Genomic DNA, 12,747 nt, shown 5'->3' with positions numbered 1-12,747 from the left:
CGGGCCGCGGCCGGCCCGCGTCACTCCACGCCGATGAGCAGCAACGCCCCTTGCCGCCCGCCCCGGTACACCACGGTGTCGACGGCGAGATAGGACTCACGCACGCGTGCTTCGAGACGCTCGGCGATCGTCTCCGGCGCCTCGTCGCCCACGACGAGGGTGACGAGTTCCCCGCCGGCCGAGAGCATGCGGTCGAGGACGGTCTCCGCGGTGGCCGTGACGTCCGTCCCGATCACGGCCACATCGCCCTCGACGAGGCCGAGGACGTCGCCGGCCTGGCAGATGCCGGCCATGGTCCAGGACTGCCGTTCGGCGACGGCGACCTCGGCGTAGCGGGTCGCGCCGGCCGCCGACGTCATCGACACGACGTCCTCGTCGAAGCGCCGCTCCGGCTCGTGCACGGCGAGCGCCGCGATGCCCTGGACGGCGGAGCGGGTCGGGATCAGCGCCACGCGGATGCCCTCCGCGCGGGCCTGCTCGGCCGCCGCGGCCGCGGTGTGGCGCAGCTCGGCGTCGTTGGGCAGCAGCACGACCTCGCGCGCGTGGGCACGCCGTACGGCCTCCACGAGCTCCCCGCTCGCGGGCGGCTCCCCGGGGCGCGCGAGGACGGTGGTCGCACCGGCCTCGCCGTACAGCCCGGCCAGACCCTCACCCGGCACGACGGCGACGACGGCACGCTGAGCGCGCTCCCGGGGCGGCCGCCCGGCACCCGTGGTGTGCACGTCACCGGCACCGAAGTGGGTGATCCGGATCCGGTACGGCCGCCCGGCCTCGACGCCGGCCTCCACGGCGGCCCCGGCGTCGTTCACATGCACGTGCACGTTCCACAGCCCGTCACCGCCCACCACCACGAGCGAGTCCCCGAGGCCGTCGAGCCGCTCCCGCAGCCGCGCCACGGCCGCGTCCTCGGCCTCCAGCAGGTAGATCACCTCGAACGCCGGACCGCCCTCCTGCGTGCCGTCGGCGCACTCCTCGGCATCGGCGGGCGAGACGCTCCCCTCACCGCTCGGGGCGCCGTACGACCCGTCCGTCGCGTCCACCACGCGCGCGTGTCCGGCGGCGAACCGGGGCACCGCCTCCCCCGTGAGCGTCTCCACCAGCGCGCCCAGCACGGCCAGCAGCCCCCGTCCGCCCGCGTCGACCACCCCCGCGCGCTCCAGGACCGCCAGCTGTCCGGGCGTCGCGGCCAGCGCCGCACGCGCCCCGTCGTAGGCCGCCCGCGCGACCGCACCGCAGTCGTCGCCCTCGGCCCCACCGGCCGCGTCGGCGGCCGCGGAGGCGACCGTGAGGACCGTGCCCTCGACGGGGTGGGCCACGGCCTGGCGGGCGGAGTCGGCCGCCTGCCGCAGGGCGGCGCGCAGACCGGAGCCGTCGGTATGAACCGTGTCACCGTCGGCGGCGAGTACCTGGGCCATGCCGCGCAGCAACTGGGCGAGGATCGTCCCGGAGTTCCCCCGGGCGCCTATCAGGGCCCCGTGCGCCATCGCGCGGGAGGCGTCCGCGAGGCTGGGTTTCCCGACGTCGTAGGCGGTGAACACGGCTTCCACCGCCGCGACCGCCGACTCCACGGTGAGGTACAGGTTCGTCCCCGTGTCCCCGTCGGCCACGGGATAGACGTTGATCGCGTCGATCTCCTCGCGCGCCCGACCGAGTGACTCCAGCGCGAGGCCGCACCAGGTGCGCACCGCGAGAGCATCGAAGAATGTCTGCGGCACCTGCGCCACCTGCGCCTCCTTGAGCTGCCGGACGTGGCACGCAGCGTAGACCCAGACCCGGTGCGCACCGGAAGAGGGCCGGGAGCGGGGTCCTGATCAGGCATGGTAGTTTCGTTCTACTGGCGCAGTCGTTGTATGCTGCTCCGGTTGCCCGATGCAGATCGGGCCGTTCCCCTGGCAATGTCACTCAGATCTCTGATCCTAGATCTCGATCCCGGCATGCCGGGATTAACCGTAAGTGGATCTGAAGTCTTTGGAGTGACCCGTGGCTGCCAACTGCGACGTCTGCGGCAAGGGGCCGGGCTTCGGCAACAACATCTCGCACTCGCACCGCCGTACGTCCCGTCGCTGGAACCCGAACATCCAGCGCGTCCGTACCGTGGTCGGCGGGACGCCGAAGCGCGTAAACGCCTGCACCTCGTGCATCAAGGCCGGCAAGGTCTCGCGCTGACGCCAACAGCTGAGCGCGCGGCCACTGCTGGTTCGCCGCATAGAGCCGGTCCACCTCGGTGGGCCGGCTTTTTGCATGTCCGCCTTCTCACGTCCGCCTTCTCACGTCCGCCTTCTGCACGTCCGCCTTCCGCACTACGAGCGCCCGCGGAACCGCCACCCATGATCCACCGGCCCGATTCCCGCACCCAGCGCGAACCCCGCTCTGATCGCCCCGGTGACGTACTCCTTGGCCGCCGCCACCGCCTCCGGGACGGACTGGCCCTTCGCGAGCCCTGAGGCGATCGCGGAGGCTAGCGTGCAGCCCGTGCCGTGGGTGTGCCGGTTGTCGTACCGGGGCGCCCGCAGCCAGTGCTCCTCGGAGCCGTCGGTCAACAGGTCCACGGCGTCCCCGGACAGATGGCCGCCCTTGATCAGCACCCAGCGCGGCCCGTACGCCAGAACGGCCGCCGCGGCCTCCCGCAGCTGCTCCTCCGCCTCGACCTGGACGCCGGTCAGTTGCGCCACCTCGTCGAGGTTGGGGGTCGCCACAGTCGCCACCGGCAGCAGCTTCGTGCGTACGGAGTCCAGCGCGGAGGCCGCGAGCAGCGGGTCCCCGTGCTTGGACACGCCGACCGGGTCGACGACCGCCGGTGCGTCCGTCCCCCCGATCAACTCCGCCACCATCTCGACGAGTTCGGCGGACGACAGCATCCCCGTCTTGACCGCCTGGACGCCGATGTCGTCGACGACGCTGCGGTACTGGGCGCGCACCGCCTCCACGGGCAGCTCCCAAGCGCCCTGCACACCGAGGGAGTTCTGCGCGGTGACCGCCGTGATCACGCTCATGCCGTGCACACCGAGCGCGAGCATCGTCTTCAGGTCGGCCTGGACTCCGGCGCCGCCGCCGGAGTCCGAGCCCGCCACGGTGAGGACGCCCGGGATCATGACTCGATGTCCCCGCCGAAGTGGTCCCAGCCGCCCTTCTTGGTCCACGGCGCCCCGTCCACCGTCACCTGGGGCAGCGCGGACGGGTTGAGGACCTCGCCGATGACCTTCCAGCGGGCCGGCAGCTTCACGTCCGGCGGGAAGGTCGCCACGATCGCGTGGTCCTCTCCCCCGGTCAGCACCCACTGCATGGGATCGACGCCGACGGCCTGTCCGATGTCGTTCATCTGGGTCGGGATGTCGATCGCGCCGGAGCGGATGTCGATCCGGACCTTGCTGGCCTCGGCGATGTGCCCGAGGTCGGCGATCAGCCCGTCGCTGACGTCGCACATCGCGGTCGCGCCGAGCCCCGCGGCGGCCGGGCCCGCGTGATACGGCGGCTCGGGGCGCCGATGGGCCTCGACGAAGGCGCGCGGCGAGCGGAAGCCACGGGCGAGCACGGCGTATCCGGCGGCGGACCAGCCCAGCCAGCCGGTCACCGCGACGAGGTCGCCGGGCTGCGCGCCCGCCCGCGTCACGGGCTCCTGGTTGCGCAGATCGCCGAGTGCGGTGATCGACACCATGATGGTGTCGCCCCGTACGACGTCCCCGCCGACCACGGAGGCGCCCGCGACCTGGCACTCGTCACGCAGGCCGTCCATCAGCTCGGTCGGCCAGGTCACCGGGAGTTCGGCGGGGACGACCAGGCCGAGCAGCAGCGCGGTCGGCACGGCGCCCATGGCGGCGATGTCCGCGAGGTTCTGCGCGGCGGCCTTGCGGCCCACGTCGTAGGCCGTGGACCAGTCACGGCGGAAGTGCCGTCCCTCCAGCAGGATGTCGGTGCTGGCGACCACCCTGCGGTCGGGCGCGGCCACCACCGCGGCGTCGTCGCCGGGGCCGACCCGGACCGCCGGGGTGGTGGTGAGACGGGAGGTGAGCTCCCTGATGAGCCCGAACTCGCCGAGCTCACCAACAGTGCCCTTCATTGCCCTTACGCCCCTTCTGTCCCTGTCCGTACCCGGTCGCGCTTCACTACTGTCCTCGTTACGGTCGAGGTGTACGTCAACTTCGGTCGTGCCGGTACCCCGGCGCGCAAGCCCCGGCCCTCGCAGGTCTCCCCGCGACGAGCGGCGACGCGATACCGTGGCGTTCCTTTTCCCCACATGATCCTCGTGGCCGCCCTGGAGGTTCCGTGGTACAGGCGTACATCCTGATCCAGACGGAGGTCGGCAAGGCGTCGACCGTCGCCGAGACGATCAGCAAGATCCCCGGAGTCATCCAGGCCGAGGACGTGACAGGACCGTACGACGTCATCGTGCGCGCCCAGGCCGACACGGTCGACGACCTGGGTCGCATGGTGGTCGCGAAGGTCCAGCAAGTGGACGGCATCACCCGCACCCTGACCTGCCCGGTCGTACATCTGTAGCCCCCGTCTACCCTTGGCCGGTGAACTCTTTCCGTCACCGGCACATTTCTGTCCTCGGGCTGCCCGCGCTCGTCCTGCTGATCACCGCAGCGGGCTGCTCATCAGCAGACGGCAGCGCGTCGACGGCGGTTCCCAGCCCCGCCGCAACAGTGGCCGGGATGTGCCGTAACCTGGACAAAGTACTGCCGGCCAAGGTGGACGGTGCCCACCGTGAGGATCCCTCGCCCGCGTCCGCGCTGACCGCGGGCTGGGGGGACTCCGCGATCATACTGCGGTGCGGTGTCACGCGACCGCCGAAGATGGTCGACCCGAACGTGGCCAACGGGCACGACGCCGACGCCGTTCCGGGCGGGGTCGAGGGCGTCGACTGGCTGATGGAGAAGCAGGACGCCGGGGCGTACCGCTTCACCACCGCCAATCGCAAGGCGTATGTCGAAGTGGCGGTGGCCGCGGGGCACGACAGCTCGGGTGCGCTGATCGACCTGGCGTCGGCGATCAAGAAGACGATCCCGGAGCGGAAGACCTACTGAGCACCGCGGCCCCCGGCGCCGGCGTGAAGGCCGGAAGGCTCAGCGCAGCCCCGTCGACCGCCGCAGCGCCGCCTGGATCAGCCGGTCCACGAGATCCGGGTAGCTGATCCCGCTCGCCTGCCACATCTGCGGGTACATCGAGATCGGCGTGAAGCCGGGCATCGTGTTGATCTCGTTGATCACGAACTCCCCGTCCTCGGTGAGGAAGAAGTCCGCGCGCACCAGGCCCTCGCACGAGGCCGCCTCGAACGCGTCCACCGCGAGCCGCTGGACCTCGGCCGTCTCCTCCGGCGTCAGCGGGGCCGGCACGATGCCGGGCGTGGAGTCGATGTACTTGGCCTCGAAGTCGTAGTAGGCGTGCGCGTCCGGCGGCGGGATCTCGGCCGGTGCGGAGGCGCGCGGGCCGTCCTCGAACTCCAGCACCCCGCACTCGATCTCACGGCCGCGCAGCGTCGCCTCGACGAGGATCTTCGGGTCGTGCCGCTGGGCCTGGATGATCGCCTCGTCCAGACCCGACAGGTCCTCGACCTTGGTGATGCCGATCGACGAACCCGCGCGCGCGGGCTTCACGAAGAGCGGCCAGCCGTGCTCTCCGGCGAGGTCGACGATCTTCTTGCGGGCGGCCGACTCGTCCTGCTCCCACTCGCGCGGGCGGATCACCACGTACGGGCCCACCTTGAGGCCGAACGAGGTGAACACCCGCTTCATGTACTCCTTGTCCTGGCCGACGGCCGAGGCGAGCACGCCCGAACCCACGTACGGGACGCCGGAGAGCTCCAGGAGGCCCTGGAGGGTGCCGTCCTCGCCGTACGGGCCGTGCAGCACGGGGAAGACGACGTCGACGTCACCGAGTGCCTTGGGTACCGATCCGGGCTCGCTGTAGACCACTTCGCGGCTCGCGGGGTCCACGGGGAGCACCACGCCGCCCTCGCTGGACTCTGCGAGGTCCTCGACGTCGGGCGTACGCCGCTCGGTGATCGCCATGCGTTCGGGATCGTCGGCGGTGAGCACCCAGCGGCCGCCGCGCGTGATGCCGATCGGCAGGACGTCGTACCGCGTCCGGTCGATCGCACGCAGTACGGCGCCGGCGGTGACCATGGAGATCCCGTGCTCGGAGCTGCGACCGCCGAACACGACGGCCACGCGCGGCTTGCGGGGCGGCTGGTCAGGGCTCTGGGGGAGGTTCTCGGTGCTCATATCGCGTTGAGCGTACCCGCCCGTAGGGGCCGAGTCAGCGTCCGGAGGGTGGCGTTCGCTCAGCGTCGCTCCGGCTTCGCTCAGCGTCGCTCCGGCTTGGCGCTGCGCGACATGAGCTCCTTCAGGGCGACCACGGGCGGCTTGCCCTCGTGGACGATGCCGACGACCGTCTCCGTGATGGGCATGTCGACGCCGTGCCGGCGGGCCAGATCCAGCACGGACTCACAGGACTTGACGCCCTCGGCGGTCTGCTTGGTGACCGCGATGGTCTCCTGAAGGGTCATGCCCTTGCCGAGATTGGTGCCGAAGGTGTGGTTGCGGGACAGCGGCGAGGAGCAGGTCGCCACCAGGTCGCCGAGGCCCGCGAGTCCGGCGAACGTCAGCGGGTCGGCGCCCAGCACGACACCGAGCCGCGCGGTCTCGGCGAGGCCGCGCGTGATCAGCGAGCCCTTGGCGTTGTCGCCGAGCCCCATGCCGTCCGCGATGCCGACGGCGAGCCCGATGACGTTCTTCACGGCACCGCCCAGCTCACAGCCCACCACGTCGGTCTCGGTGTACGGCCTGAAGTACGGCGTGTGACAGGCGGCCTGGAGGCGCTGGGCGACGGACTCGTCGGTGCAGCCGACCACAGCGGCGGCCGGCATCCGCGCGGCGATCTCACGGGCCAGGTTGGGGCCGGTGACCACGGCGATGCGGTCCTGGCCGACCTTGGCCACGTCCTCGATGACCTCGCTCATCCGCATGGCGGTGCCGAGTTCGACGCCCTTCATCAGGGAGACGAGGACCGTGCCCGGCGCCAGCATCGGCGTCCACTCGGCGAGGTTGGCGCGCAGCGTCTGGGAGGGGACCGACAGCACCGTGAAGTCGGCGCCGGCCATGGCCTGGGCGGGGTCCGTGGTCGCGCGCATGCCCTGCGGGAGCTCGACGCCGGGGAAGTAGTCGGGGTTCGTACGGCTTGAGTTGATGGCCTCGGCGACCTCGGGGCGACGCGCCCACAGGGTGACCTCGCACCCCGCGTCGGCGAGGACGATACCGAAGGCAGTGCCCCACGAACCAGCACTCAGAACTGCCGCCTTGACGGGCTTGCTCACGTGCCCTGCCCCTCTTCCTGCTCGGCCTTTTGCTGCACGGCCTCTTCCTGCTCGGCCTCGGGCTGCGTCCGCCGGTTCTGCGCGGCAGTGCGGCGCCGTTGCTCGATGCGCTCCTGACGCGGATCGTACGGCGTCTCGGGCGCCTTCTCGCCGCGGATCTCCTCCAGCTGCCGGGTGATGGCGGCCATGATGACCTCGGTCGCCTCCTTCAGCAGGTCCGGGGTCATCTCCTTGTCGTAGAAGCGCGCGAGATCCACGGGCGGGCCCGCCAGCACCCGGTGGGTCTTGCGCGGAAGGAGGTTGAGCTTCTTGGCGTACGGCGGCAGCAGTTCGTTGGCGCCCCACTGCGCGACCGGGATCACCGGGCACCTGGTCTGGAGGGCGACGCGTGCGGCACCGGTCTTGCCGGTCATGGGCCACTGTTCCGGGTCGCGGGTGATGGTGCCCTCGGGGTAGAAGGCGACGCACTCGCCGCGCTCCACGGCGCCGATGGCGGCCCGGAATGCGCTCAGCGCGTCCGTGGTCTCCCGGTAGACGGGGATCTGCCTGGTGCCGCGCATCGCGGCGCCGACGAACCCCTTCTTGAAAAGCCCGCTCTTCGCCAGGAATCGCGGAACCCGACCGGTGTTGTACTGAAAGTGCGCGTACGCGAAGGGGTCGATGTGCGAATTGTGGTTCACCGCGGTAATAAATCCGCCGTCGGCCGGAATGTTCTCCATTCCACGCCAGTCCCGCTTGATCAGAACCACCAGCGGCGGTTTGCAGAGCACCGCGGCGAAGCGATACCAGAAGCCGATTCTGCGGCGGGGCACGCGGACACCTTCCTCTAGGGATCAAGCACATCGGGCCGGAGGGCCGCACAAGTCTCGCCCCAGGCCGCCGGTCTGTCGAGAACACCGTACGCCTCGCCACCGTCACCGCCAGATGGCCCCGGTGACGGCTGAGTGACAATGGCCGCGACGAGAGAGGGACGGAACGCTGGTGCAGTGGACCTTGGTCATACCCCTGAAACCCTTGGCGCGGGCCAAGAGCAGGCTCTCGGACACCGCGTCGGACGGGCTGCGCCCGGGCCTGGCCCTCGCATTCGCCCAGGACACGGTGGCGGCGGCGCTGGCCTGCCCGGCGGTGAAGGATGTGGCAGTCGTCACGAACGACGCCCTGGCCGGCCGCGAGCTGGGCGCACTTGGCGCGCATATCGTCCCGGACGAACCGGGCGGCGGCCTGAACGCGGCACTGGCACACGCGACGGCAGTCGTACGGTCATCCCGTCCCGAAAGCGCCGTAGCCGCCCTGAACGCCGACCTCCCGGCTCTCCGCCCGCTGGAATTGGCCCGGGTCCTGGACTCGGCCACGGAATTCCCCCGCGCTTTTCTCCCCGATGCGGCGGCGATCGGCACCACATTGCTTTCGGCCGCCGCCGGCCATGAATTACTGCCCGCTTTCGGCGAGGATTCGCGGTCCCGCCACCGCGCGTCGGGGGCGGTGGAACTCGGCCTCGACGACGTGGACTCCGTACGCCAGGACGTGGACACCGGCGAGGATCTACGGGCCGCACTGGCCCTGGGGGTCGGCCCACGAACGGCCACGATGGCAGCACGGCTGCTGATCAAGGGGCTGTAGCCGAGCGACCCGAAGCACAACCCGTCGTAGGGTTACCACCATGCAGGCCACCGCTTACACCTACGACGAGAACACCCGCTCCGGCAGCGTCCTCCTGGACGACGGCACCCCCGTCCCCTTCGACGCCCCGGCCTTCGACGCGGGCGGCCTGCGGCTGCTGCGCCCCGGGCAACGGGTCCGCATCGAGACGGCGGGCGAGGGCGAGGCCCTGCGCATCACGCTGGTGACCCTGCAAACCCTGTGAACTGCTGCTGAACACGCCGCGGGCCGGACTCCACACGGAGTCCGGCCCGGCGCGTGAGTGCCCCTGCGGTTCTACCTCTTGCGGGCGGTGGCCTTCTTGGCGGTGGTCTTGCGAGCCGTCGACTTCTTGGCGGGCGCCTTCTTGGCGGTCGCCTTCTTCGCCGGGGCCTTCTTCGCCGTCGCCTTCTTGGCCGTGGTCTTCTTCGCCGCGGTCGCCTTCTTGGCGGCCGTCGTGGTCTTCTTCGCCGGCGCCTTCTTCGCGGTGGTCTTCTTGGCGACGGCCGTGGTCTTCTTGGCCGTCGTCTTCTTCGCCGTGGTCTTCTTCGCGGCGGCCGCCTTGGTGGTCTTCTTCGCGGCGGCCTTCTTGACCGTCGCCGAGGCGCCACCGGTCAGGCTGCCCTTGGGCGCCTTCTTGACGGCGACCTCGCCACCACGCGGCAGCTTCTTCGAGCCGCTCACCAGGTCCTTGAAGCCCTGACCGGCACGGAAGCGCGGAACGGAGGTCTTCTTGACGCGAACCCGCTCGCCCGTCTGGGGGTTACGGGCATAACGAGCGGGTCGGTCGACCTTCTCGAACGAACCGAAGCCGGTGACCGAAACCCGCTCACCCGAGACGACCGCGCGGACGATCGCGTCCAGTACGTGGTCGACAGCATCGGCGGCCTGCTGGCGGCCGCCCATCTTGTCGGCAATCGCTTCTACGAGCTGCGCCTTGTTCACGTCTTCCCCTTCGGAGACATCGCCAGAACGAAAGTGTTCAAGCTTTTTCGCACGTTAGGCAGATATATACCGCAAATCAAACACGAAACGGGCTAATCACCCTTGTGCCGCAACAGACTCGACTGTCTCGAAGGTTGATCAGCGTTCCTCTTCGGGGAATCGCCCCGCCTCAAGATCCGCCATGAACCGCTCCAGACGCCTTGTCGCTTCGGCGACGTCGTGCTTGGCCGCGGCCGTAATGACCAGCAGCTTCCGGGTCAGCGCCATCCGTACGCCCTCCGGGACTTGCAGTGCGCGCACTGTTGTGTGCGCTTCCTTCAGTCGGTCCGCGACTGCCGCATAGAGCTCGAGTTGGCCGTCGTGTTCCATGCACAGATTGTGCCATCTGGGGCGAGTTGTCGCCTGCCAGGGGTGCAACTCCGGCCTCGAATGGCCTTCCGGGCACTTGCGGAAGTCACGGCCACACCACTCGCGTACCCCTGCAACACCCGCCGTAACGTGGGAAGTTGAGTCCGGCACGCAAACGGCGCAGGGCCGTTCGGGTGCAGACATGCCAGTACCCCCGATCGGGCTGATCGGGGGTACTGGCGGGGTGTTGCGGTGTCCGAAAGTCGCCTTGCGCCGAGCCTTCGGCTCAGTTCTGAAGCGTGCGCGGCTTGAACGACGGCCGCTTCGCCTCGTAGGCCGCGATGTCGGCCTCGTTCTGGAGGGTGATCGAGATGTCGTCGAGGCCGTTCAGCAGCCGCCAGCGGGAGTTCTCGTCCAGCTCGAAGGAGGCGGTGACGCCCTCGGCGCGCACCTCACGGGCCTCCAGGTCGACGGTGATCTCGGCCTGCGGGTCCTTCTCGGTGAGCTCCTGGAGCGCGTCCACGATCTTCTGCTCCAGAACCACCGTGAGCAGGCCGTTCTTGAGTGAGTTGCCGCGGAAGATGTCCGCGAAGCGCGAGGAGATGACCGCCTTGAAGCCGTAGTTCTGAAGCGCCCACACGGCGTGCTCACGGGAGGAACCGGTGCCGAAGTCGGGACCGGCGACCAGGACCGTGGCGCCCTGCCGCTCGGGCTGGTTGAGGATGAACGTCTCATCCTTGCGCCAGGCCTCGAACAGACCGTCCTCGAAACCGTCCCGCGTGACCTTCTTGAGCCAGTGAGCAGGGATGATCTGGTCGGTGTCGACGTTGGAACGGCGCAGCGGGACGCCCCGGCCGGTGTGCTTGGTGAATGCTTCCATGGCTGATCAGACTCCAGCGGGCGTACGGGTCTCGGCGTCGGACAGGTCGGCCGGGGAGGCCAGGTGGCCCAGGACCGCGGTGGCCGCCGCGACCTGCGGCGACACCAGGTGCGTACGACCGCCCTTGCCCTGCCGGCCCTCGAAGTTGCGGTTGGAGGTGGACGCGGAGCGCTCACCCGGGGCCAGCTGGTCCGGGTTCATGCCCAGACACATCGAGCAGCCCGCGTGCCGCCACTCGGCGCCGGCCTCCTTGAAGACGACGTCCAGACCCTCGGAGACGGCCTGCAGACCCACCCGCGCGGAACCCGGGACGACCAGCATCCGTACGCCATCGGCGACTTTGCGGCCCTTCACGAGCTCGGCGGCGGCGCGCAGGTCCTCGATGCGGCCGTTGGTGCACGAACCTACGAAGACGGTGTCCACCTTGATGGAGCGCAGCGGCTGACCGGCCTCCAACCCCATGTATTCCAGGGCCTTTTCGGCGGCGAGGCGCTCCGAAGCGTCTTCGTACGAAGCAGGGTCGGGGACGTCCGCCGAAAGCGGCGCGCCCTGGCCGGGGTTGGTGCCCCAGGTGACGAACGGCGACAGTTCGGCGGCCTCGATCACGACCTCGGCGTCGAACTCGGCGTCCGCGTCCGTCTTCAGCGTCTTCCAGTACGCGACGGCCGCGTCCCAGTCCTCGCCCTTGGGGGCGTGCGGGCGGCCCTCGAGGTAGTCGAAGGTGGTCTGGTCGGGGGCGATCATGCCCGCGCGGGCACCGGCCTCGATCGACATGTTGCAGATGGTCATCCGGGCCTCCATCGAGAGCTGCTCGATGGCGGAGCCGCGGTACTCCAGGACATAGCCCTGGCCGCCGCCCGTACCGATCTTGGCGATGATCGCCAGGATCAGGTCCTTGGCGGTGACGCCGTCGGGCAGCTCGCCGTTGACCGTGATGGCCATGGTCTTCGGGCGGACCAGCGGCAGCGTCTGGGTGGCCAGCACGTGCTCGACCTGGGAGGTGCCGATGCCGAACGCCAGACCGCCGAAGGCGCCGTGCGTGGAGGTGTGCGAGTCACCGCAGACGACCGTCATACCGGGCTGGGTCAGGCCCAGCTGCGGGCCGACGACGTGCACGACACCCTGCTCGACGTCGCCCAGCGGGTGCAGGCGCACACCGAACTCGGCGGCGTTCGCACGCAGCGTCTCCAGCTGGACACGGGAGACCGGGTCCGCGATGGGCTTGTCGATGTCGAGGGTCGGGGTGTTGTGGTCCTCGGTGGCGATGGTCAGGTCGAGCCGGCGCACCTTGCGGCCGCTCTTGCGGAGGCCGTCGAAGGCCTGCGGGCTGGTCACCTCGTGCAGCAGGTGCAGATCGATGAAGAGGAGGTCGGGCTCGCCCTCGGCGCGCCGGACGACATGGTCGTCCCAGACCTTCTCCGCGAGTGTCCTACCCATCGCTTTCCCTCCGGCCGGTTTACGGTCCACCGGCCCAACTAGAGATCTTGAGAAGGCGGCCGGCACCCGTGCCCCTGCTTCCGGGCGTCCACCGCCAGACCCGTACCGGTTGACGGGCCGCTCTGCCTTCGTTCTTCCAGAGTGGCGCGTTCCACGGAAAATTGAACTTGCGTTTCACAGAGTG

The 12,747-nt window shown here is 70.0% G+C and carries 15 protein-coding genes; 5 read left to right on the top strand and 10 right to left on the bottom strand.

The genetic code is table 11. The features are described from left to right. Nucleotides 1-20: 20 nt before the first annotated feature. Nucleotides 21-1,724, bottom strand: coding sequence for a DAK2 domain-containing protein (locus ACFU95_RS17505; protein ID WP_383828086.1), 1,704 nt, complete (start codon nt 1,722-1,724; stop codon nt 21-23). Nucleotides 1,725-1,980: 256 nt separating this feature from the next. On the opposite strand from ACFU95_RS17505, the gene rpmB reads away from it, so the two are divergent. Further along, complete coding sequence (rpmB, locus tag ACFU95_RS17500) at nt 1,981-2,166, top strand: 50S ribosomal protein L28 (protein WP_003993230.1); 186 nt, start codon at nt 1,981-1,983, stop codon at nt 2,164-2,166. 134 nt (nt 2,167-2,300) lie between these two features. On the opposite strand, the gene thiD is transcribed toward rpmB, so the two are convergent. Together thiD and ACFU95_RS17490 are read right to left on the bottom strand one after the other, a co-directional pair. Next, nucleotides 2,301-3,092 (bottom strand): bifunctional hydroxymethylpyrimidine kinase/phosphomethylpyrimidine kinase, encoded by a 792-nt coding sequence (gene thiD, locus ACFU95_RS17495; protein ID WP_383828084.1) that lies wholly within the window; start codon nt 3,090-3,092, stop codon nt 2,301-2,303. Beyond that, entirely contained in the window at nt 3,089-4,057 is a 969-nt protein-coding gene (locus ACFU95_RS17490; protein WP_383828082.1) for a thiamine-phosphate kinase, read from the bottom strand. Before ACFU95_RS17490 ends, thiD begins: the two co-directional genes overlap by 4 nt. A 206-nt stretch (nt 4,058-4,263) precedes the next feature. On the opposite strand from ACFU95_RS17490, the gene ACFU95_RS17485 reads away from it, so the two are divergent. Continuing rightward, a complete protein-coding gene (locus tag ACFU95_RS17485; protein WP_003997603.1) occupies nt 4,264-4,497 on the top strand; it encodes an Lrp/AsnC family transcriptional regulator in 234 nt (77 codons plus the stop codon). Nucleotides 4,498-4,517: 20 nt separating this feature from the next. Further along, nucleotides 4,518-5,027, top strand: coding sequence for a DUF3515 domain-containing protein (locus ACFU95_RS17480; RefSeq protein WP_383828080.1), 510 nt, complete (start codon nt 4,518-4,520; stop codon nt 5,025-5,027). Between the two features lie 39 nt (nt 5,028-5,066). On the opposite strand, the gene ACFU95_RS17475 is transcribed toward ACFU95_RS17480, so the two are convergent. From ACFU95_RS17475 to ACFU95_RS17465, 3 genes are all read right to left on the bottom strand, one after another. Next, complete coding sequence (locus ACFU95_RS17475) at nt 5,067-6,224, bottom strand: D-alanine--D-alanine ligase family protein (RefSeq protein ID WP_383828078.1); 1,158 nt, start codon at nt 6,222-6,224, stop codon at nt 5,067-5,069. A gap of 80 nt (nt 6,225-6,304) precedes the next feature. Continuing rightward, entirely contained in the window at nt 6,305-7,315 is a 1,011-nt protein-coding gene (locus ACFU95_RS17470) for an NAD(P)H-dependent glycerol-3-phosphate dehydrogenase (RefSeq protein WP_383828076.1), read from the bottom strand. Continuing rightward, nucleotides 7,312-8,127: a lysophospholipid acyltransferase family protein gene (locus ACFU95_RS17465; protein WP_383828074.1), complete on the bottom strand. Its 816-nt coding sequence runs from the start codon at nt 8,125-8,127 to the stop codon at nt 7,312-7,314. The genes ACFU95_RS17470 and ACFU95_RS17465 overlap by 4 nt, the downstream gene beginning before the upstream one ends. 169 nt (nt 8,128-8,296) lie before the next feature. On the opposite strand from ACFU95_RS17465, the gene cofC reads away from it, so the two are divergent. Further along, the gene (gene cofC, locus ACFU95_RS17460) at nt 8,297-8,935 is read left to right on the top strand and encodes a 2-phospho-L-lactate guanylyltransferase (RefSeq protein ID WP_383828072.1); all 639 of its coding nucleotides are present in this window, start codon (nt 8,297-8,299) and stop codon (nt 8,933-8,935) included. 40 nt (nt 8,936-8,975) lie between these two features. After that, a complete protein-coding gene (locus tag ACFU95_RS17455) occupies nt 8,976-9,179 on the top strand; it encodes a hypothetical protein (RefSeq protein WP_383828070.1) in 204 nt (67 codons plus the stop codon). Between the two features lie 71 nt (nt 9,180-9,250). Here ACFU95_RS17455 and ACFU95_RS17450 read toward each other — a convergent pair whose 3' ends face one another. From ACFU95_RS17450 to leuC, 4 genes are all read right to left on the bottom strand, one after another. Continuing rightward, on the bottom strand, nt 9,251-9,898 hold the full coding sequence (locus ACFU95_RS17450) for an HU family DNA-binding protein (RefSeq protein ID WP_383828068.1): 648 nt from the start codon (nt 9,896-9,898) through the stop codon (nt 9,251-9,253). A 138-nt stretch (nt 9,899-10,036) separates the two neighbouring features. Further along, nucleotides 10,037-10,267: a hypothetical protein gene (locus tag ACFU95_RS17445; RefSeq protein WP_383828066.1), complete on the bottom strand. Its 231-nt coding sequence runs from the start codon at nt 10,265-10,267 to the stop codon at nt 10,037-10,039. Nucleotides 10,268-10,532: 265 nt separating this feature from the next. Beyond that, nucleotides 10,533-11,126 (bottom strand): 3-isopropylmalate dehydratase small subunit, encoded by a 594-nt coding sequence (gene leuD, locus ACFU95_RS17440; protein ID WP_383828064.1) that lies wholly within the window; start codon nt 11,124-11,126, stop codon nt 10,533-10,535. Between the two features lie 6 nt (nt 11,127-11,132). Continuing rightward, nucleotides 11,133-12,563, bottom strand: a complete 1,431-nt coding sequence (gene leuC, locus ACFU95_RS17435) for a 3-isopropylmalate dehydratase large subunit (protein WP_383828062.1) — start codon at nt 12,561-12,563, stop codon at nt 11,133-11,135. Nucleotides 12,564-12,747: the final 184 nt, after the last annotated feature.

Origin of the sequence: Streptomyces sp. NPDC057623 (assembly GCF_042800355.1) — a bacterium.
Lineage (GTDB): Bacteria > Actinomycetota > Actinomycetes > Streptomycetales > Streptomycetaceae > Streptomyces.
The sequence above is the reverse complement of the archived record's forward strand: the minus strand, read 5'-3'. Positions and strand labels throughout refer to the sequence as shown.